The sequence below is a fragment of the Halorhodospira sp. 9628 genome (assembly GCF_022228075.1).
GTDB classification, from domain to species: domain Bacteria; phylum Pseudomonadota; class Gammaproteobacteria; order Nitrococcales; family Halorhodospiraceae; genus Halorhodospira; species Halorhodospira halophila_A.
Genome location: NZ_JAJNRF010000001.1, coordinates 214557 through 235014, shown reverse-complemented (window position 1 = coordinate 235014; position 20458 = coordinate 214557). Strand labels below are relative to the sequence as shown.

The following is a 20458-nucleotide window of genomic DNA, read 5'->3' as shown; positions in this document are numbered from 1 at the left end:
GGTCTGCGGCGCCCGGCGCCGCAGACTTAGCGAATGGGGGCGATCCGGTAGTGCTCTTCGGACTCATGGCCCGGCGGGAAGTGATCTTCGCGGAAGTATTCGCTGACCTGAATCTCGGCTCCGTGCTCACGGGCGATGGCCGTGAACAGGCCGCGGGAGGCCGCGTTGGAGGGCGATATGGTGGTCTCGAGGACGCGGGCATCACGGGCGCCCGGGGTCTCGAGGAAAGCGCGCACTAGGCGCTTGCCGAGTCCCCGACCCTGGGCGTCCGGGGAGATGCCGATCTGCCAGAGGAAGACCGAATCGGGCCGCTGCGGCAGGCGCAGGCCGGTGACGAAACCGAGCAGGGCGCCGTCTTCTTCGGCCACCACGCAGGTGTCCGCGAACTCCGTGCAGAGGAGCAGGTAGAGGTAGCAGGAGTTGACGTCCAGGATGCCGGTACGCTGGACCAGCTGATGGATGGCGGCGCCGTCTTCCCGCTCGGGCGGACGAAAGACGATGGATGGTTCTTCGGACAACGAGCTGCGCTCTTGTTCGCAAGATTCGCATTAATTACAGCAGCCGCCCGGGGGGCGGTCAAGCGAGGTGGTCCCGGCGCCGTCGCGGCAGCGCCCGGGTCGTCGGGGGCGTCGATCAGCGGTATATTGCCCCGTCGCAAGGCCCGCAGAAACCGTCGGCGCCCCCGCCGCTGGGGCGCGGGCAGCGCAGGAGGGATGGGATGACACAGACCGTCATCGTTGCCCTGGAGACAGCCACCGAGGGGTGCTCGGTGGCTGTCTACCGGGACGGTGATATCTTCGAGCACAGCGAAGAGGCCCCGCGTCGGCACACGGCGCGGCTGCTGCCGATGCTCGAGGCCGTGATGGCGGAGGCCGGTATCCGTGGCGAGCAGGTCTCGGCGGTGGCCTTTGGCCAGGGACCCGGGGCCTTTGCCGGGGTGCGCCTGGCGGCCTCTTCGGCCCAGGGGCTGTGCACGGCGTGGGGGGTGCCGGCGCTGCCGGTCTCCACCCTGGCCGCCCTGGCCGAAGGGGCCCGCCGCCGACACGGGGCGGGGCAGGTGCTGGCGGCCCTGGATGCCCGCATGGGGCAGGTCTACTGGGGCAGCTACCGCACCGTGGGGGGCACGGGGGTGGCGCTGGCGGGGGGTGTCGAGGCCGCCGATGCGCCGGAGGACGTGGACGGCGGCGGCACCGACTGGTTCGGGGTCGGGCGCGGCTTCGCCGCCTACGCCGGGCGGTTGCCGGACACCGGTGCCGGCTGTGACCCCGAGGCCCTGCCCGAGGCGCGCGACCTGTTGCCGATGGCGCTGGCCGCTTGGCAGGCCGGTCGCGCCATTCAGGCCGAGGCGGTGCGCCCGGTCTATCTGCGCGAGGGGGTCTAGACGCGCGCTACTTATCCCGGTCGAGGCAGTCCAAAAAGCCTTCCGCCAGCTGTTCAAGCAGCTGGAAATACGCCTCCGGTCCCGGTTCCAGGCCGGCCCCCAGGGGGTCGAGTTCGCCGGCGCGGGCATCCAGGCCGCGGACCAGCGAGCGGACGATGGCCGGCTGGAACTGCGGCTCGCTGAACACGCAGACGGCGTCCAGCTCGCGGATCTGTGCCCGCAGCTCGTTGAGATGGCGCGCCCCCGGGGGCTGTTCGGGGTGGATCGTCACCGCGCCGACGGCCTGGAGGCCGAAGCGGCGCTCAAAGTACTGATAGGCGTCGTGGAAGACAACGTAGGGGCGCCCGCGGACGGGTTCCAGGCGCTCGCTGAGCTCCGCCTCGAGCGCCGACAGGCGCTGCTTCTGCGCCTCGGCGTTGTCGCGGTAAGTGTCCGCGTGCTCGGGGTCCAGCTCGGCCAGCCGTTCGGCCACCGCGGCGGTGATCTGTTGAGCGTTCTGCGGATCCAGCCAGATATGGTAATCGGTGCGGTGGGCGTCTTCCGCGCCGTGGTCGTGCCCGTGCCCGTGCTTGTCCCAGGCCTCGCCGTCGCGGCCGCCAAGCAGGCGAATGCCGTCGATGTCGGCGGCGACCAGCACGCTCTCCGGGTCACCGCGAGCATCCAGGGCACGCTCCAGGAAGGCCTCCATGTGCGGGGAGATGTGGACGATGAGATCGGCATTGCGCACGGCGCGGGCCTCAGAGGGGCGCATGGCGTAGGTGTGCGGCGAATCCCCGGCCGAGAGCAGGAGCTCCGGCTCGCTGACCCCCTCGGTTACCCCGGCAACGAGGCTGTGTAGGGGCTTGATCGAGACGACCACCTGCGGTGCCGCTGCGGCGGATCCGGAGGCCAGCAGGGCGAGGGCGGTCAGGATGGCGGAAAGCGCTCGCATGGGTCGAATCCCCGGGATTTCTTCATGGAATCGTTATGTTATACAATACCAAAATGCGCAACAACGGCGAACACGACATGGCCCGCTTGCACCGCCCGCTGGTAACGGGTTTCCCCGGCGACGATCACGATCACGGCGTTTGCCGCGAGACGGTCCTGGCCACAGCTGATGCCATCTGTCGCGGCCGGGGTATGCGCTTTACGCGGTTGCGGCGTCGGGTGCTGGAGCTGATCTGGGACGAGCACCGTCCGGTCAAGGCGTACGAGCTGCTCGATCGCCTGCGCGCCGAGCGCACCGGTGCAGCGCCGCCGACGGTCTATCGCACCCTCGACTTCCTGCTCCAGGAAGGGCTGATCCATCGTGTCGAGTCGCTCAACGCTTACGTCGGTTGCGGCGATCCGGGGCATGTCCACCCCGTGCAGCTGCTCGTCTGCCGCTCCTGTGCTGCGGTGGCCGAGCTCGCCGACGACGACGTGGCCCAGCTGCTCCGGCAAAAGGCCGGGCAGCTTGGGTTTCAGGCCGATTCCGCCGTGGTTGAACTCGAAGGTGTATGCCCCCGGTGCAGCGGTTAGCCATGCAGGCGTCCGGTCCATCCGCGTTGATCCGCCTGCAGGACGTGGCCGTGGCCTTCAGCGGGCGTTCGATCCTGCAGGATGTCAGTCTGGACGTCGTGGCTGGACGGATCACGACGCTCGTCGGCAACAACGGCGCCGGAAAGACCACCTTGTTGCGGGTGGTGATCGGGCTCACGCATCCGTCTGCAGGGCAGGTGCGGCGGGCATCCCGGGTGCGCATCGGCTACGTGCCGCAGCACTTCTCCGTGGACGTCAACCTGCCCATTACGGCGCGGCGGTTCATGGCGCTGTCCGGGCGCGCGGACGCCGCCCGTTGGCAGGAGGTCGTGGCGGACACCGGCGTGGCGGGGCTCCTCGATCAACCCCTGCAGGGGCTCTCCGGCGGCGAGATGCGCCGCATCCTGCTCGCCCGTGCGCTGCTCCAGCACCCCTCGGTGCTGGCGCTCGATGAGCCGGCGGCGGGCCTGGACGGGCGCAGCCAGGGAGCCCTCTATCGGCTGATCGGCACGCTCCGGGATCGCTACGGCTGTGCCGTGGTGGTCATCTCCCACGACCTGAACCTGGTCATGGCGGCCAGTGACGAGGTGCTCTGCCTCGAGCATGGCCGGATCGCTTGCCGCGGTGCGCCGGCATCGGTGATCGAGCACCCGGAGTACCAAAAGCTCTTCGGTTCTCACCTGGGGCCGGATACCGGGGTGTTCCCTCACGACCACCATGATCATCCGGCGCACGGCCCGGCGGGAGGTGACCGTGGATGAATTCATCCTCACCGCGCTGGCCGCCGGCCTGGGCCTGGCCATGGTCGCCGGACCCCTGGGTAGCTTCGTGGTCTGGCGGCGGATGGCCTACTTCGGCGAGACCCTGGCGCACTCCGCGTTGCTGGGCGTGGCCCTGGGGTTTCTCTTCGGCATCAACCTCAACCTCGGCATCCTGGTGGTGTGTGTCGTTGTGGCGGTGCTGCTGGTCGTTCTGCGCCAGTACCAGCGGCTAGCCAGCGATACGGTGCTCGGCATCCTGGCGCACAGCTCCCTGTCCCTCGGGCTCGTGGCCATCGCCTTCATGGAAGGGCTGCGCGTCGATCTGATGGGGTATCTCTTCGGCGATATCCTGGCGGTGACGCCCACAGATCTCTACTGGATCTACGGCGGCGGGGTGCTGGTACTCGCCACCCTGGTGGGTATCTGGCGGCCGCTGCTCAGCCTCACGCTGCACGAGGAGATGGCGCGGGTGGAGGGGGTGCGCGTGCTGCCGGTTCAGCTCGTCTTCATGGCCCTGGTGGCGGCGACCATCGCCCTGGCCATGCAGATTGTCGGCATCCTGCTGGTGATCTCCATGCTGATTATCCCCGCTGCCGCGGCGCGGGCCTTCGCGCGGACCCCGGAGCAGATGGCGGTCGTAGCGGCACTGATCGGCGCGCTGGCGGTGCTGGGGGGGTTGGCCGGATCGTTCCGTTGGGATCTGCCCACCGGGCCGGCCATCGTGGTCAGTGCCACGGCCCTCTTCGCGGTGGTGACCAGCGTCCGGGGTGCGGTCGCTGCCCGCCTCTAGTTACGCGAGTCGCCGTACAGCGCCTGCGGGTCGACCTGGGGCGGCTCGCTGACCACCAACCGGTCGCCCTGCACCACGTTGTAGAAACAGGTGCGCCGCCCCGTATGGCAGGCCGGTCCCTGCTGGTCCACCCGCAGCAGGAGGGTGTCGCCGTCACAGTCGAGACGCAGCTCGCGCAGATACTGCACCTGCCCCGAAGATTCGCCCTTGCGCCAGAGCGTCCCGCGTGAACGGGAGTAGTAACAAACGCGGCCGGTCTGTAGGGTTTCCTCCAGGGCTTCCCGGTTCATCCAGGCGAGCATCAGCACCTCGTTGCTGTCGTGCTGCTGAGCGATCGCTGGCAGGAGGCCGTCGGCATTGAAGGGCAGGCTGTCGAGCACTGCCGACCAGTCCAGGCCGTCTCCCGGGCGAGCTGTCTCATTCTGTTCGATCATGGGGGGAGAGGATACAGACTGGAGGCGAGCGGCTGAAGCCGGCAAGCTGGATGGAGCGAGCAACAGGAGGAGTGCCTAGCCGTGTCGGATCCGATCAGTACCCTGGATGCCCACCGGGCCCTGGCCGAGGCCCTGAAGGACCCCGCGTGCTACCCGTGGCCGGTGGACAGCGTCGAGCGCATCGAGACCCACATCTCCACGGTGCTGCTCGCCGGGGATTACGTGGTCAAACTCAAGAAGCCGCTGGACCTTGGCTTCCTGGACTTCTCTAATCTGGAGCGACGCCGCTACTTCTGCGAAGAAGAGATCCGCCTTAACGGCCGGCTGGCCCCGCAGATCTACCTGCGCCGGGTTCCGATCGTCGGCACTCCCGGCGAGCCGCGCGTCGACGGCGACGGCACTGTGCTGGAGCACGCCGTGCTCATGCGCCGCTTCCCCGAGAACGAGCTGATGAGCCGCTTGCTGCGCGAGGGGCGCCTGCCCGCCGACGCCGTCGAGCGGCTGGCCGAGACCGTGGCGCGCTTCCATGCGGGGCTGCCGGCAGCCGGGGAGGAGAGCGAGTACGGCACCCTGGAGGCGGTGGCCGAGCCCATGCGCGCCAACTTCCGGGCCCTGGAAGCGTTGCCGGCGGCGGCCGCGCTGCGCGCCGAGCTGCGCGCCCTGGAGCGGTGGACCGAGGCGCAGCTGCAGCGGCTGGAGCCGCTGATCCTCCAGCGCCGCGCCAACGGCTCGGTGCGTGAGTGCCATGGCGATCTGCACTTGGGTAACGTGGCCTGGCACGACGACGCGCCCATCATCTTCGATGGCATCGAGTTCAATCCGGCCCTGCGCTGGATCGATACCGCCAGCGAGATCGCCTTCACTGTCATGGACCTGGATTTTGAAGGTGCCCGGCGGATGCGGTATCGCTTCCTTGACCGCTACCTGGAGCACAGTGGCGACTACCAGGCTCTGCCGCTGCTGCCCCTCTACGCCGTCTACCGGGCGCTGGTGCGGGCCAAGATCAACGGGCATGAGGCCGAGCAGGGTGCCGGCTGTGCCGCCCGGGAGGCCCTGGCCGAGCACGTCCAGCTGGCCCATGGATACACGGCGGCGCAGACGCCGGAGCTGGTGATCACCTACGGGCTGTCGGGTTCCGGCAAAAGCACACGGGCCCGTCGCCTGGTCGAGGAGCGGGGATTCGTGCGTCTGCGTTCGGATGTCGAGCGCAAGCGGCTGTTCGGCCTGGATCCGCGGGCGCGCTCCGACTCCGCCCTGGACAGCGGGTTGTACACCCCGGAAGCCACGCAGCGCACTTACGAGCGGCTGCAGGAGCAGGCTGAGCGTGCGCTGGAGGCCGGGTTTTCGGTGGTGGTGGATGCCGCGTTCCTCAAGGCCGAGCGGCGTCGGCCCTTCCTGGAGCTGGCTGCGCGCACCGGTTGCCGATTCCGTATCCTGCATGTACGGGCCGACGAGCAGACGCTGCGCGAGCGCCTGCGCAAGCGACTGGCCGAGGGGCGTGATCCCTCCGAGGCTGATGAGGCGGTGCTCGATGCGCAGCTGCGCACGGCCCAGCCGCCGTCCGGCGAAGAGGCGGCCTTCGTCGAAACCGTCGACGCGGACGGGTAAGATAGCCGGCCTTGCCCTGAGCCGGACCGAGGAGCGAAATGTCAGGAATCCCCAGCCAGCCCGGTGAGCCGGTGACCGATGTCGCTCAGCTTGCGGAACATCTCGAACGCGGAGCCCGGCCTCCGGAGCAGTGGCGGATCGGCACGGAGCATGAGAAGTTCGTCCACCATCTGGAGGACTTCAGCCCGGTCCCCTACGAGGGTCCGCGCGGTATCGGTGCCTTCCTCGAGGGGCTGGTGCGTTTCGGCTGGCACCCGGTCCGCGAAGACGGGCGGATCATCGCCCTCAAGCGCGAGGGGGGCGCCTCGGTCAGTCTCGAGCCGGGCGGGCAGGTGGAGCTCTCCGGCGCCCAGCTCGAGACCCTGCATGAGTCCTGCGTCGAGGTCCGCGAGCACCTCCAGCAAGTGGATACCGTGGCCCGCGAGCTGCAGATCGGGTTTTCCGGCTTCGGGTTCCACCCGGTCTGGCGACGCGAACAGATCCCCTGGATGCCCAAGGCCCGCTACGGCGTCATGCGCCGCTACATGCCGCAGGTCGGCAGCCTGGGCCTGGACATGATGCTGCGGACCTGCACGGTCCAGGTGAATCTGGACTTCTCCAGCGAGGCGGACATGGTCCGCAAGTTCCGTGTCGGCCTGGCGTTGCAGCCGATCGCCACGGCGCTGTTCGCCAACTCGCCGTTCACCGACGGCCGCCCCAACGGCTACCTGAGTTACCGCAGCCGGGTGTGGGAGGACACCGACCCGGATCGCTGCGGCATGCTTGGCTTCGTCTTCGAGTCGGGCATGGGCTTCGAGCGTTACGTGGACTACGTCCTCGACGTGCCCATGTACTTCGTCTACCGCAACGGGCAGTACATCGACTGCGCCGGCGAGTCCTTCCGCGACTTCATGGCCGGGCGGCTGCCGCAGCTGCCGGGCGAGCGGCCCACGCTCAGTGACTGGGACGACCACCTGACCACCCTCTTCCCCGAGGTGCGCCTGAAGCAGTTCCTGGAGATGCGCGGTGCCGACGGCGGGCCGTGGCGCGGCCTGTGTGCGCTGCCGGCGCTGTGGACCGGGCTGCTCTACGACGATGCGGCCCTGGCTGCCGCCGAGGCGCTGATCCGCGACTGGAGCGTCGAGGAGATCGTCACCCTGCGTCACGAGGTCCCGCGCACGGCGCTCGACACCCCGTTCCGTGATACCACGGTGGGGGTGCTGGCGCGGGAGGTGCTGACCATCGCCAGTGACGGGCTGCGCAATCGCCAGCGCCTGGATCAGCGCGGGCGGGACGAGCGCCGCCACCTGGAGCGGCTCTGGGAGATCGTCGACGCCGGACGGAGCCCGGCGCAGGAGTTGCTCGATGCCTACCACGGGCGTTGGGGCGGCTCGCTCGATCCGGTCTTCACCGAGTACGCCTATTAGCGAGCCAGGGGGCAGGGCTATGGAGACGGACCCGCGGGCGATCGTTGAACGCTACCTGCAGGCCCTTGAGGAGCGCGACTACGAGGCGGCCCGGGCGTGTCTTGCGGATCAGGGCTTCAGCTATACCAGCCCCATCGCCGCTTACACCCGGGCTGAAGACCTGCTGGATCACGCCATGATCGGCGGTTCGATCGTCCAGCAGCGCCAGGTGGTCAAGTGCTTCGTTGACGGTCCCGACGTCTGCCACATCCTGCGCTACTGCATCCAGCTCTCCGACAAGCAGCAGATCGACCTGGCCCACTGGGCGCGCGTCGAGCAGGGGCGGATCGTCTCCATCCTGGCCATCTTCGACGCCCACGCCTACTGGACCCTGTTCGAAGAGCCCGAGCCGAGGCAGACCCCTTGCAGATTGACCTAGCTGCGGCACCGACCGACCCGAGCGCCTACGACGCGCGCAAACGCCGGCTGGCGGAGACCTTCACCAAGCTCTACCTGCGCGGTGCGTGGCGGCCTCTGGACCGGTTGGTGCGCCGGCTACACGCGGCCGATGCGGCGGCCGTGTTCGCCGAGCTGCCGGTCGCGCAGGTGGTCGATACCCTCCAGGCGGTGAGTCGCCCCCGTCACGCGGCGCGGATTGTCAACGAGATGCCCCAGGCGCTGCGCCATCAGGTCGTCGAGGCCTTGCCCCGCGAAGAGCTGGCGGAGCTGCTGGAGAATTTTCGACCCGATGAGCTGACGGACCTGATCCAGGCCCTGCCGGAGGATCGGCGCGAGCATCCGCTCTCCGCGCTGCCCGCTGACAGCCGCGACGAACTGGATAGCCTGCTGGCTCACGATCCCGGGGCCGCCGGTGGTCTGATGACCACGGAGTTCTTTGCCCTGCACGAGATGGTCACCGTGCGCGAGGCGATCGATGCCCTGCGGGGATACTCCGATGCCGAGATGGTCTTCTATCTCTTCCTGACCGACGAGGCCGGCCACCTGACCGGGGTTATCTCGCTGCGCCAGCTGCTGCTCGCCCGGGAGGACGCCCAGGTGGCAGAGTTCATGAGCCGGCGGGTCATCCGCGTGCGCACCGACACCGAGGAGGAGCAGGTCTCGCGGCTCTTCGACAAGTACCGGCTGCTCGCGCTGCCGGTGGTGGACGAGGCGGATGTCCTGGTGGGCATCGTGACGGTCGACGACATCATCGACGTCATCGGTGAGTCCACCACCGAGGACATGCTCCGCATGGCCGGTACCCGGCAGTCGGAGATGCTCACCGACTCGGTCTTCCGGATCGCCGGGGTGCGCCTGCCCTGGTTGTTCGCCGCCTTCCTCGGCGGGTTGGGGGCGACGGCCGTGATCGGTCAGTACGAGGACATCCTCGGCCAAGTTATTATCCTCAGCGCCTTCGTGCCCATCATCATCGGCATGGCCGGTAATGTCGGCGTCCAGTCCGCCACGGTCACCGTCCGCGGCCTGGCCACCGGCGCGATCCATCTGCGCGATACCCTGGCCATGGTCTTCAAGGAGCTGCGGGTGGGGTTGTTGCTGGGTGCCTTCTACGGCGTGATCCTCGCCCTCTACGGCTTGTGGATGTACGACAGCCTGCAGCTCGGTCAGGTGGTCGGGCTGACCATCCTCACCAACATGGCCGGCGCGGCGCTGTTGGCGGTCTCCCTGCCGATGCTCTTCGTGCGCTTGAATGCCGACCCGGCGGTGGCGACCGGGCCTTTCGTCACCACCGCCATCGACGTGCTCGGGGTGCTCAACTACTTCGTCATCGCCAGCCTGATCTACGGCCTGTAGGCGGCCCCGCGCCGGGATGACGCGGGTACTAGCGCTCGTCCCCCGGTCCGTAGGACACTACCGGGCGTTGCCCAGGCTCCCGGGGGAGCGCAGCGCAGGTCGTGTCGATGTCGGGCCGCAGTCTCTATACCCTGATGTACGTGGTGGCCACGGCCATCTGCGTGGGGATCAGTGTCTACCTCTCGTACTACGGCTACTACAGCCACTTGCAGGAGCTGGCGATCTTCTTTGCCGCTCTGCTCGGGATCTTCCTCTTCGGCACCGACATGTTGCTGCGCCGCTTCCGGCTCGAGGGGCGCAGCCCGCTCAAGCCGCTGGCGTTCTTTGTCATCATCGCCTTCTTCAGCGGCGCGAGTAACTACAACTTCCTCTACACCAACTTCATGGAGCGGGACATGGCCGAGCGCGTGGTCAGCGACCAGTTCTCGGTCTTCCGCGACGACCTGACCGCCACGCGCAGCGCACTGGCCGACGCTCCGATCATCGAGCAGGTGGCCGAGCAGCGTCGCGAGCTGGCCCGCTCGCTGGACAACCTGGACACCCAGATCAACGATCCGCTGCGCCCCGGCTGCGGGGCGCGCTGCCGCGAGCACATCGAGCAGATCCACGATCAGCTCGGCGGCGCGCCGACAGAGCTCGCCGTGCCCTCGCCGGATGCCGGCGCCGAGGCCAACGAGCGCTGGTACGAGCACTTCCGCGAGGCGGTCATCAGCGACTTCGAGAACGGCGTCGTGCCCGAGGCGTACCACCGGACCCGGGAGCTGATCGGGCAGATCGACGGCCTGCTCGAGCGCTACGACGACCCGTACCGCGCACTGGCCGAGGAGCTCGAGCGGCGGGAGCGAGCCCTGCTGGAGCGCCGAGACTTCGAGATCATTGCCACCCTGCGCACCCACTCCCGCGAGGTGCAGCGCCGCGCCAACGTGCTTCTGCCCGAGGCGGATCAGGTGCAGCACCGCGTCATCCGTTCGGAGCTGGATAAGCTCGGCGAGATCCCGATCAGTGTGCGCGACGGCTTCATCGACCGCCCCAACCCCGGGGTGACGGCGGTCTCGGTGATCCTCGGGGTGTTCGTCGACGTGGCCCCGGTGCTCTTCGCCTGGCTGATCTTCGCGCCCGCGTCAGCCGGTGCGCGCGGTGGCGGTTCCACCGGTCGGGGGCGTAATCGGGTGGCGACGCGCTAGCGGGCAAGGAGGGGGAAACCGTGGTCGAACCCAAGGAGTCACGCTGGCAGCTGCGGCGCTACTACGAGCGCCGCCCGGAGCAAGAGCCGTCGGCCGAGGAGGGCGGCGAGCAGGAACCGTCCTCGGCCCCCACCCCGTGGCCCTCGCCGGAGGAGCGCCTGGCCGCCGACGTGGAGCCGGTGCAGCGTGGCGCGCTGATCGACGACAACATCGACCAGCGCCAGGGCAATTACCTGATCTCCTTCGGCTTCCCGGGTTCCGGCAAGACCACCTTCCAGTCCTTCCTGGCCTACTACGTCACCCACATCGGCCCCTTCGAGGCCCAGCCGCTCATCGCCCCGGAGCAGAGCGTCCAGGGCTGGGAGCCGATGGCCATCTTCAACGAGTGGATGCGCATTTGGGGCCAGGGACGCTTCCCCCCGGCAAACCCGGTGGACGAGGGCGACATCCGCGAGCTGAGCTTCCGGGTCCGGCCGCTGCAGGGTACTGGCGAACCGGTGGATCTGAGCTTCCTCGAGGCCTCCGGTGAGCTCATGACCCAGGTGGTGGCCGACCGGGTGCGTGACCCGGCCATGATCGAGACCCTCAGCCGCTACTTCGCCAACGAGCAGCTGCGGCTGATCCTGGTGTTGGTGGTCGACCCGGAGCACGGCGAGGAGAACGACATCCTCTTCCAGAACCTGCTCGCCTTCCTCGATCTGCACTTCCCGGCCCTGCGCGGGCGCACCTCGCTGGCGGTACTGGTCTCCAAGCCGGAGCAGGCCCTGCGCCGGCTGCAGGAGCGCGATGAGCACTACCGCCGTTACGAGGAGCTCAGCGCCGACGCCTGCGAGGCCTTCGTGCAGCGCTTTGCGCCGCGCACCTACCGCATCCTCGACGGCTGGACGGACCAGGATCGGGTGCAGCTCATGGCGCTGCACCTGGGCACGGTGACCGACGGCGAGCACGGGCCGCGGCTGCAGGAGCCGGACTACGACGACATCCGCGACATCTTCGCCTGGATCTACGGCCAGTTCGGCGGCGGGCGGATGGGCCCGACCTGGTGGCAGCGCATCCTGGAGTGGCTGCGCCTATGAGCGAAGCGGCGCCGACGATCCTCGGCCGCTGCGCCTTCGCCACCGTGCGCGGACTCACCGTCCATGGCAGCGGCGCCCTGGCCGGGCTGTCCGGGTTCCCCCAGGCGGTGGAGTTCCGCGGCCGCGGTGGCGACGACCACGCCCTGCCGGCCGCCGGGGAGCAATTGGTCTTCCGCCGCGTGGTGCGTTACCAGGACGGCGCCGACCCCGAGCGCGGTGGTCGCCTGGATCTGATCGGTACACTGGTCCGCCGCCTGGATGCCAGCCGTCGGGTGGGCTATGCCGGCGCCTGCGTGGCGGTGGCCCACCGCGACCTGGAGGCGTACGCCGCGGCCCTGGACGAGGCGCAGGGTCTGGTCCGCCAGGTGGACGAGGTCCTTGCCGAGGGCAGCGCCGCGCGCTGGTCCCGGGAGGCCCGCGGCGATCGGGAAGCGGGCCGCCGGCGCTTCGCGTTCGAGGGCCGCGGCGCCGGTCGCGTGCTTTGGCTCCACCGCGGCACCGCCGCCGAGGCCGATCCGGCGCTGGTCCCGGAGGCCCTGCGCCAGCTGGCCTGGCTGGATGCCTACGCGCTCACCGGGGTGTTGATCTTCCCGGCGGCACGGCCGGGCTCGCGCGCCGTGGACAGCGACCTGATCGCCGGCTTTCGGCGCGCCAAGCAGCAGGAGATCGAGGGCGTGGAGGCGGGCTTCCGGGCCGAGTTCGAGCGCCGCCTGGCGGAGATCGAGTACGAGTACCAGGCCGCCACCCGGGCAGCGTCGCCGCCGCAGCCCCGCGGCGACGACTAGGGCACCACCAGCACCGGGAGCTGCACGGCCTCGATCAGCGAGCGGGTGTCGTGTTCGGCTAGCAGGGCGCTGCGGCGGCTGATGATCAGCTTGTCCACGGGGGCACGGCTCAGGTGCCGGGCCAGGGCGGTCGGCGATCCGGCGGGCGTTAGCCACTGGGCGTTGGGGCAGTGCCGGGCCGCCCAGGCGCGGGCCGGGTCGTCGCCGTCGGGTAGGGGAGCCGCGTGGTCGGGGATGAACCGGGCCAGGATCTCACCCTCGCCGAGCAGGGCGGCGGCACGGGTCAGCGTCCGGACGCCCGGCTCGCCGGATTCGACGACCACGGCCACGCCGTGCCCCGTGCGGGGCTGCAATGGCCGCTCGAAGACCATCACCGGCCCCGGTGTGCCGAAGACGATGGCGCGGGCCGTGGAGCCGATGCGCAGCCCGCGGGCACGGGCGTAGCCCACCTTGCCCAGGACCAGCAGATCATCGCGGTTAACCAGGCTCAGGGTCTCGCGGACGACCCCGCCCCGGCAGACCTCCAGGCGGTAGTGCACGCCCCGGTGCCGGCCAGTCTGCGCCAGCGCCTTGCGGATCGCCTCGGCACGGGTGCGCATGCGCTGCTCTTCGATGCCGGTCTCCAGGGGGCGGACGGCCCCGGAGAGACCCATCTCGCGGGCCCAGGGGTACCCGGCACAGCGCAGCAGCGCCTCCTCCTCGACGAAGATCGCCAGCAGCTCGGCGCCGAGCTGGGCGGCCAGCTCGGCGGCCGCCTCCAGCGCCTCCAGACTGGCCCGCGAAGCATCCAGCAGGACGACTACCCGGCGCGGTGACCCCTGCTCCGGCATGCGCTCAGTCATCGTCATCCTCCGCGGCCTCGTCCGCATCGCCCCCGCCGCGCCGGCGCTGGCTCCGGGCGAATGCCTCCAGGCGGTCGGCCACGGCGCGGTTCACCGACCCCTGCGGGTACGCACCGGCATCATCCCAAACGCCGGCGGGCCGGCCGGTGAGCAGCTCCAACGCCTCATCCACATGGCTCAGCGGGTAGATGTGGAACTGCCCGGCGGCCACTGCGTCGCGCACCTCCTGGCGCAGCATCAGGTGCACCACGTTGCTCGCCGGCAGCGCCACCCCCTGCCGGCCGGTCAGCCCGCGCCGCCGGCAGACCTCGAAGAAGCCCTCGATCTTCTCGTTCACCCCGCCGACGGCCTGCACCTCGCCGAGTTGGTTCACCGAGCCGGTGACGGCGATGCCGTGATCCAGCGGGACGCGGCCGATGGCCGAGAAGAGCGCGCAGAGCTCGGCCACCGAGGCGCTGTCGCCGTCGATGCCGCCGTAGGACTGTTCGAAGGCGAGGCTCGCTGAGAGCGACAGGTCGCCCTCCGGGGCGAAGCGGCTGGCGAGAAAGCGCGAGAGGATCATCACCCCCTTGGAGTGGATCTTGCCGCCGAGCTTCGCCTCGCGCTCGATGTCCACCAGCTGCCCGCGCCCGGGGCGGGCGGTGGCGGTGATCCGCGTCGGCCGGCCGAAGCCGAAATCGCCCAGCTGCAGGACCGAGAGCCCGTTGACCGAGGCGGTGTGGTGCCCCTCGGTGTGGATCACCAGCGTGCCGCGCTCGATGGTCTCCTGGCTGCGATCGCGGATGCGCCCGGCGCGACGCTCCTGGGCGGCGAGGGCGCGCTCGATGTGGTCTTGGCCGATAATCTCGGCGCCGTCGCCGGTGGCGTAGTGATCCGCCTCCTGCAGCAGATCGGTGATGGCCCGCCCGCCGGCGGCCAGCCGCTCGCTGTCATCGGCCATGCGGCTGCCGTGCTCGATCACCCGGGCCGCGGCGAAGCGGTCCAGGTGGCGTAGACGGCGCTGGCGGACCAGGGTGGCGAGCATACGGGCGTAGAGCTGCTGGGTCTCGGCGTCCCGGGGCAGGTCGTCCTCCAGGTCGGCCTCGACCTTGAACAGCTCCGGGAAGTCCGGGTCGTAGGCCGAGAGCAGGTAGTAGACCATCCGGTCGCCGAGCAGCACCACCTTGGTGCGCAGCGGCATCGGTTCCGGCTCCAGGGTGACCGTGGTCCAGAAGCCGTGGACCTGCTCCAAGGACTCGATGCGCACCTCGCCGGCGGAGAGCGTCCGTTTGAGCGATGGCCAGGCCAGCGGCTGGGTGAGGATGCGGTGGGCATCGACGATCAGATAGCCGCCGTTGGCCTGGTGCAGCGAGCCGGGGCGGATCAGGTTGAAGTCGGTGAGCAGCGCCCCCTGGTGCACGTGATGCTCCGTGCGGCCCACCAGCCGTTGGTGGGTGGGCATGTCCTCGTAGACCACCGGCGCGCCGTCGGCCGGGTCGTGGGCGAGCAGCAGGTTGGCCCGGTAGCGGCCGAGGATGTACTCCACGTGGTCTTGCTCGCCGGAGCGGAAGGCGTCCACGTGCTCGATGATGTCGTTGCGGACGGCGTCCAGGTGGGCGGCGGCCAACGGCAGCTCGCCGTAGCGCTGGCGCAGCTCCTGGATGCGCTGGCCGACCGCGAGCAGGGTCATCTCCTCATTGAGCTTGCGGACCTGCTCCTGGATCTCCTTGCGCCACTTGGGGATCTGCTTGACCACCGCCTGCAGCCGCTCCTGCAGGAACTCGATGGCCTCCTGATAGCGCCGGCGCTCCTCCTCGGGCAGCTGCTGGAACTGCTCCGGCTCGATCACCTCGCCCTCCTTGACCGGGGCGAAGCTGAATCCCGAGGGGGTCTGCAGCAGCGTGACGTCGTACTGCTCCGCCTCCTTCTGGATCGCCTCGAAGGCCTCGCGCTGGCGGCGGTTGAGCTGCTGCTGCAGCTCCTGCAGCCGGTTCTGGTACTCGTCGCTTTCGAAGGTGGCCGGGATGGTGCTGCGCAGCTCCTCGATCAGCTGCTCCAGATCGTGGCGCCAGCGCGCCCCCTGGCCCGGCGGCAGGCGCAGCAGCCGCGGCCGCGTGGGCTCCTCGAAGTTGTTCAGGTAGCACCAGTCCGAGGGCGTCGCCTCGCGCGCGGCACGCTCGGCCAGCAGCCGATGGACCATCTCCAGCTTGCCGTCGCCCTCCGGCCCCATCACGAACAGATTGAAGCCCGAGGCGCGCATACTCGCGCCCAGATCCATCGCCTCCAGGGCCCGTTCCTGCCCGGGCGGGCGGTCCATGGCCGAGAGCTCCTCGGTGGTGCGGAAACCGAGCTGCTCCGGGTCACAGACCCGGTAGAGGCGCTCCAGTGAAAGGGGCTCGGGTGCAGCCATGCTCATCTCCCATCCCTGCCGTCATTGATGCGTAGCACCCTACCACTGGTAAGACCCCAGGCGGCCTAGACGACTCCGCCCAGGCTGCAGCGACCACCAACCGTCCATCCAGACGGGTTCGCTTAGGCAAATGTGTCAATGATTCTTACACCGATTCCATTTTTCCCAACATGGAAATCGACAACGCTTTGAAATAAAAAAAGAAGAAAAATCGGCACGAGGCTTGCTCGTAGTCCGGTGCCGACGCCGTCACGACGCTTCCAAGCGCACTCGGGCAACCAGCGTCGGCAGGTCTCGCAATGGCAGCCAAGGGTCACGCCAATCACATTATGGGGTGTCATCATGAACAAGATTCGATCCGCACTATCCGCATCACTGCTGGCAGTGGCTGTAGGGGTACCCATGCATGCCGCTGCCGATCCTATTCCTGTTGACCTGGAGCTGGTGCTAGCGGTGGATGTCTCCGGCAGCGTCAACGCCCCCCGCTATCAAGCACAAAAGACCGGCTATATTGAGGCGTTCCGCAATCCGCTGGTCCACAGCGCCATCGGCAGTGGCGTTATCGGCTCTATCGCCACGACCTACATGGAGTGGTCAGGAGCGACCCAGCAGTCGCAGCAGGTCGGCTGGACACAAATTGGCTCAGCAGCGGAGGCCAACGCCTTTGCCGACACCATCGAGGCGACAACCAGGGCCTTCAGTGACTTGACCGGCATCTCACAAGCCATCGACTGGTCAGTTGACTCCATCCAAAACAATGACTTCGCAGGCACGCGACAGATCATTGATATCTCCGGCGATGGCACCGACAACACTTCCGGCGACCCCGCAGATGCGCGAGACGACGCCGTAGCCGCAGGAATGACCATCAATGGCATCGCTATTGAGGAGGTCACCAGCATCAGCCTCACCGATTACTTCGCAAACAACGTCATCGGCGGTGACAGCAGCTTCGTTTTGACTGCCGATACCTTCGAGGACTTCGAAGATGCCATTCTGTTAAAGCTTCAGCGCGAAATCGACCCCAACGGAGTACCGGTACCCGGCACCGCGGCGCTCTTCGGCCTAGGGTTGGTGCTGCTTGCCGGTGGCGGGCGTTTCAGCCGCCGGATTGCAGGTGCTCCGGCACAGAGACCTACGGTAATGGCCTAACTAACCAGGAAAAGAGGGTGAACCGACGGCCGGGACCTTTCCCGGCCGTTGCCAACTGCGGTTCGACGGTCCGCGCGCATTGGGAGGGGTAGCATGAATCAGCACCGAAGGAGATCGGAACATTGCGCAAGATCCGTTGTCGGGATCGTCGCACTGCTGCTTTTCGGGGCCGTGACGGGCTGCGGGCCAACCCAGATGAGCGAAGAGGAACATTTGGAGCGTGCCGCCCATTACCAAGCTGAAGGCAACCCCGAAGCCGAAGCCATCGAACTGCGTAGCGCGCTTCGGCAAAACCCCGAAAACATTGATGCTCACCACCGGCTCGGGGTTATCTATTTGAGCTTGGGGCGCACCGAGGACGCCATCCGCGCCTTGGAGCGAGCCCAGGAGAGATCCGGCGGGGATGTGGACGACGAGATCCGCTTGGATTTGGGGCGCGCCTACTGGCAAGCGCGCCGCGCTGAGGACACGCTGCAAACCGTGAACACCTCCTTCAGCGCGGCTGAGCACCACTTGGACGCGGCACTGCTACGCGGTCACGCCCTCGCCTCCGAGAACCGCATTATGGAAGCAGAAGCGGCGTATCGTCAGGCATTGCGGAACGACCCTGAACGCCTCAGCGCTATGGTCGGGGTGGCCCGCATGCGGGCCATATCGGGGGACAAGGCGGAAGCTCGAAAACTCGTTAAGTCGGCGCTCGAGCACGACGAGAGCTATGGGCCGGCGTGGAGACTGCTTGGCGAACTAGAGCAGTCCACCAACCCCAATGCCGCCGAGGCAGCCTTTACCCGCAGCATCGAGGACCAGCAAACCGCCGATGCTGGCCGCTTCCATCGGGGGCTACTTCGGTTGCAGAGGGGCGATTTGGAAGGAGCCCGGGAGGACGCACAAGCGCTGGAAGGGCACGACAGGCAACTCCCCCACGCTGCCTACCTCCGCGGCGTAACTCACTTTTTCGCGGACGACTTCGCGGCCGCGGCAGATGAGTTTGAAGACGTGCTGCGGCGCATGCCGGACCACCATTCCTCGGTTCTCTTCGCTGGCTTGGCGCACTTCGGCCGTGGCTCCTCAGCACAGGCGGAATCCCGCCTCGAACAGGTTCTCCAACAACATCCTGGCTTTCCGCCGGCGGTAAGAGTGTTGGCCGCATTGCGGGAGGGCCGCGGTGATACGGCCAATGCCGAGCGTTTGTTGCAGGAACTCATCGATACGAACCCCGGAGACTTGGCATCGATCCATCAGCTGGCCCGTCTCGAATTAGCCGTAGGCCGACTCGATGACGGCTTACCCCGCTTGGTGGCGTGGGCACAAAGCCAACCGCAATCGGTGAGGGGCCGACTGACCTTGGCCCGCGCCCACTTGGCCGGTGGCGAGGCCGATCTCGCCATCGAACAGCTGCAGACGGCTCAGGAGATGGCGCCCGATGCCCTTGAGCCGAGAGTTACATTAATTGTGCATTACCTGGAGAACAGCCTCTATCAGGAGGCGTTGGAGGAGGCTGAGGACCTCGTGGAACGCCATCCCGATGAAGCTGTGGCCCACAATCTCGCTGGCACGGCACTGCTCGGACTGCAACGTCCTGACAGCGCCAGGGACGCCTTCACGACTGCTTTGCAATACGCGCCGGGCGATTTCCTAGCGACCCGCAACTTGGCAATGCTGGCACAGGTTCAGGGAAATACAGACGCGGCCCGCGAGCACCTCCAGAGCGCCTTGACAGTCCGCACCGACGACCTTGATCTGCTCTTGGAGCTTGCGCGCTTCGAGGCTGAAATGGGGCACGATCAGCGCAGCGAGGCGCTGCTTAACCGCGCCAAGGACGCGCATCCCGAGGCATTGCGCCCCCGTCTTGTGCTCGCTCGCCACCGCATGGACGGCGGCAAGCCACGGGAGGCCATCACCCTCCTTGAGCCACTGCGTGAGGTACACGGGTCCAACCCTGCATGGCTGGAGCTCACTGCCCGGGCTCGTTTGATGGCTGGTCAGAACGCTAGCGCCGCCCGCCTTTTCACATCGTTGTTGGAGCAACGCCCGGACGACGCTCAAACCCGCTGGCTATTGGGCTCAGCCCTGCTGGCCGACAGCCGTTACAACGAAGCCACGAATCACTTCCAAGCCGTAATAGAGAGCCATGCCGAAACGGCAGCGGTTCACAACAGCCTTGCGTACGCCCGGCACCAGCTCGGGGACGAGCGGGCCGAAGCGCACGCCCGAGACGCACTGCGTTTAGAGCCGAACAACCCCCACTTCCAGGGCACTCTTGGAATGATCTTGTTAGACAACGGCGAGTTGGAAGAGGCGGCAGAGTACTTGCGGCTGGCCCAGCAAGCACGGCCAGACGAAGTCTCGGTTCGGTATCGTTACGCTGAAGCGCTCGTGCGGCTGGGGCGGGACGATCAGGCCCGACACCATCTCAACTTCATTGTGGACGACGACAGAGAAACACCGTCCAGCATACATGCAGATGCCCGGATGCTGCTGGAGGAGCTTGATCGGTAGGGAATCGGGGCGGGAAATGCCGGGCCTGCATCCTTCCTCGCTCGTGAGGAAACGGTTTTCAGCTCGGTATGGAGGCCCCACTCAGCTCAGTCTAGACATCATGGATAGACCTGCCCTGACCGCGGAGCCAGTGCGTTATGTTTCGTACGTATCCTTTTGATCCCGTCTGGATGCACGGGAGCGGTCGCTGCAGTCTGGGCGGACTTGCTTATTCGGTGTACGGACCAGCCCCCCAGTTAAACAGATACAAGCTTGCCAAGGACCGTGATACGTCCCTTGGTGAAGATGACTTCTTCCAGGATCTGCTCGATCTCGTCCCAGCCGGGGCGTTGCGGAGCGCGGGGATGATGTACTTGGTGCAGATGTCGCGTTCGCTAAAGCCCGAGGTGTTCATCCTTGAGGGAGCCCGGTAACGTCAGTGCGTGGCTGCCAGGACGTAGCGTAGCTCGGCTCGAGACAGAGTCCCTTGAGCGCCTCGCCGGGATGAGCCCGTATTATCCGCTACAGAGTAGCTCGCCCCAAGGCCTTGAGGGTCGTTGGGTAGGATGTGGGGCAGAGCGCCCGTGCGTTTCCAGGTTGCTGTTTTCACGCAATGCATGGTGCCGGGAGTGGGACTCGAACCCACATGGGCGATGCCCACTCGATTTTGAGTCGAGCGCGTCTACCAGTTCCGCCATCCCGGCGTAGCGTCGAAATTATACCACGCCACGCGGCGCCGGCCAGCCGCCGGGAGGATAGCAAGTTCAAGGAATCCGGTCGGTGGTCGCCAAGGGTGATGATGCAGTCAGTCGCGTGGTCGGTCGTGAGGTGGTTGGGCTGCCGCGTGGCGGTGTTCACGGCCGGGGATAAGGAGCAAC

18 protein-coding genes and 1 tRNA gene are annotated in these 20458 nt (G+C 67.7%); 13 read left to right on the top strand and 6 right to left on the bottom strand.

What is annotated here, in order from left to right; translation table 11 throughout:
- Positions 1–26 precede the first annotated feature (26 nt).
- Complete coding sequence (ectA, locus tag LRG10_RS01060; RefSeq protein ID WP_201241488.1) at positions 27–518, bottom strand: diaminobutyrate acetyltransferase; 492 nt, start codon at positions 516–518, stop codon at positions 27–29.
- 200 nt (positions 519–718) lie between these two features.
- Here ectA and tsaB point away from each other — a divergent pair, with 200 nt between their 5' ends.
- Complete coding sequence (tsaB, locus tag LRG10_RS01055; protein ID WP_238634451.1) at positions 719–1381, top strand: tRNA (adenosine(37)-N6)-threonylcarbamoyltransferase complex dimerization subunit type 1 TsaB; 663 nt, start codon at positions 719–721, stop codon at positions 1379–1381.
- Between the two features lie 7 nt (positions 1382–1388).
- Here the strand turns inward: tsaB and znuA are convergent, their stop codons facing one another.
- Complete coding sequence (gene znuA / locus LRG10_RS01050) at positions 1389–2312, bottom strand: zinc ABC transporter substrate-binding protein ZnuA (RefSeq protein ID WP_201241738.1); 924 nt, start codon at positions 2310–2312, stop codon at positions 1389–1391.
- Between the two features lie 35 nt (positions 2313–2347).
- Between znuA and LRG10_RS01045 the strand changes: the two genes are divergently transcribed.
- Genes LRG10_RS01045 through znuB form a run of 3 tightly spaced genes read left to right on the top strand, consistent with a single transcriptional unit; the run spans position 2348 to position 4435 of the window.
- Positions 2348–2884 (top strand): Fur family transcriptional regulator, encoded by a 537-nt coding sequence (locus LRG10_RS01045; protein ID WP_274519762.1) that lies wholly within the window; start codon positions 2348–2350, stop codon positions 2882–2884.
- Positions 2885–2886: 2 nt separating this feature from the next.
- Positions 2887–3645: an ATP-binding cassette domain-containing protein gene (locus LRG10_RS01040; RefSeq protein WP_201171351.1), complete on the top strand. Its 759-nt coding sequence runs from the start codon at positions 2887–2889 to the stop codon at positions 3643–3645.
- A complete protein-coding gene (gene znuB / locus LRG10_RS01035; protein ID WP_207189713.1) occupies positions 3602–4435 on the top strand; it encodes a zinc ABC transporter permease subunit ZnuB in 834 nt (277 codons plus the stop codon). Before LRG10_RS01040 ends, znuB begins: the two co-directional genes overlap by 44 nt.
- Here the strand turns inward: znuB and hisI are convergent.
- Positions 4432–4869 carry a phosphoribosyl-AMP cyclohydrolase gene (gene hisI, locus LRG10_RS01030; protein WP_201171338.1) on the bottom strand — a complete coding sequence of 146 codons (438 nt, stop codon included), beginning with the start codon at positions 4867–4869 and terminating at the stop codon, positions 4432–4434. The two genes, znuB and hisI, sit on opposite strands and share 4 nt — an antisense overlap.
- Before the next feature lie 81 nt (positions 4870–4950).
- On the opposite strand from hisI, the gene LRG10_RS01025 reads away from it, so the two are divergent.
- From LRG10_RS01025 to LRG10_RS00995, 7 genes are all read left to right on the top strand, one after another.
- Positions 4951–6477, top strand: a complete 1527-nt coding sequence (locus tag LRG10_RS01025; protein WP_201241739.1) for a bifunctional aminoglycoside phosphotransferase/ATP-binding protein — start codon at positions 4951–4953, stop codon at positions 6475–6477.
- Positions 6478–6515: 38 nt separating this feature from the next.
- On the top strand, positions 6516–7883 hold the full coding sequence (locus LRG10_RS01020) for a glutamate--cysteine ligase (RefSeq protein ID WP_201241740.1): 1368 nt from the start codon (positions 6516–6518) through the stop codon (positions 7881–7883).
- Between the two features lie 19 nt (positions 7884–7902).
- Positions 7903–8301, top strand: coding sequence for a nuclear transport factor 2 family protein (locus tag LRG10_RS01015; RefSeq protein ID WP_201171329.1), 399 nt, complete (start codon positions 7903–7905; stop codon positions 8299–8301).
- Positions 8286–9674: a magnesium transporter gene (gene mgtE / locus LRG10_RS01010; protein ID WP_201171327.1), complete on the top strand. Its 1389-nt coding sequence runs from the start codon at positions 8286–8288 to the stop codon at positions 9672–9674. Before LRG10_RS01015 ends, mgtE begins: the two co-directional genes overlap by 16 nt.
- 107 nt (positions 9675–9781) lie before the next feature.
- On the top strand, positions 9782–10858 hold the full coding sequence (locus LRG10_RS01005; protein ID WP_201171316.1) for a hypothetical protein: 1077 nt from the start codon (positions 9782–9784) through the stop codon (positions 10856–10858).
- Between the two features lie 20 nt (positions 10859–10878).
- Positions 10879–11934 (top strand): hypothetical protein, encoded by a 1056-nt coding sequence (locus LRG10_RS01000; RefSeq protein WP_201171314.1) that lies wholly within the window; start codon positions 10879–10881, stop codon positions 11932–11934.
- Positions 11931–12719: a hypothetical protein gene (locus tag LRG10_RS00995; RefSeq protein WP_201171312.1), complete on the top strand. Its 789-nt coding sequence runs from the start codon at positions 11931–11933 to the stop codon at positions 12717–12719. Before LRG10_RS01000 ends, LRG10_RS00995 begins: the two co-directional genes overlap by 4 nt.
- On the opposite strand, the gene LRG10_RS00990 is transcribed toward LRG10_RS00995, so the two are convergent.
- Positions 12716–13561, bottom strand: a complete 846-nt coding sequence (locus LRG10_RS00990) for a universal stress protein (protein WP_201171310.1) — start codon at positions 13559–13561, stop codon at positions 12716–12718. The two genes, LRG10_RS00995 and LRG10_RS00990, sit on opposite strands and share 4 nt — an antisense overlap.
- A complete protein-coding gene (locus tag LRG10_RS00985; protein WP_201241746.1) occupies positions 13554–15950 on the bottom strand; it encodes a Lon protease family protein in 2397 nt (798 codons plus the stop codon). Before LRG10_RS00985 ends, LRG10_RS00990 begins: the two co-directional genes overlap by 8 nt.
- Positions 15951–16292: 342 nt before the next feature.
- Here LRG10_RS00985 and LRG10_RS00980 point away from each other — a divergent pair, with 342 nt between their 5' ends.
- On the top strand, positions 16293–17102 hold the full coding sequence (locus tag LRG10_RS00980; protein WP_238634450.1) for a DUF1194 domain-containing protein: 810 nt from the start codon (positions 16293–16295) through the stop codon (positions 17100–17102).
- Positions 17103–17195: 93 nt separating this feature from the next.
- On the top strand, positions 17196–19601 hold the full coding sequence (prsT, locus tag LRG10_RS00975) for an XrtA/PEP-CTERM system TPR-repeat protein PrsT (protein ID WP_238634449.1): 2406 nt from the start codon (positions 17196–17198) through the stop codon (positions 19599–19601).
- Between the two features lie 597 nt (positions 19602–20198).
- Here prsT and LRG10_RS00970 read toward each other — a convergent pair.
- Positions 20199–20284: transfer RNA gene (locus tag LRG10_RS00970), tRNA-Leu, on the bottom strand.
- Positions 20285–20458: the final 174 nt, after the last annotated feature.

Excerpts from the sequence above, each read along its gene's own strand:
- LRG10_RS00995 (WP_201171312.1), top strand. The coding sequence starts at position 11,931 with ATGAGCGAAGCGGCGCCGACGATCCTCGGCCGCTGCGCCTTCGCCACC.
- LRG10_RS00980 (WP_238634450.1), top strand. The coding sequence starts at position 16,293 with ATGAACAAGATTCGATCCGCACTATCCGCATCACTGCTGGCAGTGGCT.
- LRG10_RS01020 (WP_201241740.1), top strand. The coding sequence starts at position 6,516 with ATGTCAGGAATCCCCAGCCAGCCCGGTGAGCCGGTGACCGATGTCGCT.
- znuA (WP_201241738.1), bottom strand. The coding sequence starts at position 2,312 with ATGCGAGCGCTTTCCGCCATCCTGACCGCCCTCGCCCTGCTGGCCTCC.
- LRG10_RS01015 (WP_201171329.1), top strand. The coding sequence starts at position 7,903 with ATGGAGACGGACCCGCGGGCGATCGTTGAACGCTACCTGCAGGCCCTT.
- tsaB (WP_238634451.1), top strand. The coding sequence starts at position 719 with ATGACACAGACCGTCATCGTTGCCCTGGAGACAGCCACCGAGGGGTGC.
- LRG10_RS01040 (WP_201171351.1), top strand. The coding sequence starts at position 2,887 with ATGCAGGCGTCCGGTCCATCCGCGTTGATCCGCCTGCAGGACGTGGCC.
- LRG10_RS00990 (WP_201171310.1), bottom strand. The coding sequence starts at position 13,561 with ATGACTGAGCGCATGCCGGAGCAGGGGTCACCGCGCCGGGTAGTCGTC.
- LRG10_RS01045 (WP_274519762.1), top strand. The coding sequence starts at position 2,348 with ATGTTATACAATACCAAAATGCGCAACAACGGCGAACACGACATGGCC.
- prsT (WP_238634449.1), top strand. The coding sequence starts at position 17,196 with ATGAATCAGCACCGAAGGAGATCGGAACATTGCGCAAGATCCGTTGTC.
- LRG10_RS01005 (WP_201171316.1), top strand. The coding sequence starts at position 9,782 with ATGTCGGGCCGCAGTCTCTATACCCTGATGTACGTGGTGGCCACGGCC.
- hisI (WP_201171338.1), bottom strand. The coding sequence starts at position 4,869 with ATGATCGAACAGAATGAGACAGCTCGCCCGGGAGACGGCCTGGACTGG.
- znuB (WP_207189713.1), top strand. The coding sequence starts at position 3,602 with ATGATCATCCGGCGCACGGCCCGGCGGGAGGTGACCGTGGATGAATTC.
- LRG10_RS00985 (WP_201241746.1), bottom strand. The coding sequence starts at position 15,950 with ATGGCTGCACCCGAGCCCCTTTCACTGGAGCGCCTCTACCGGGTCTGT.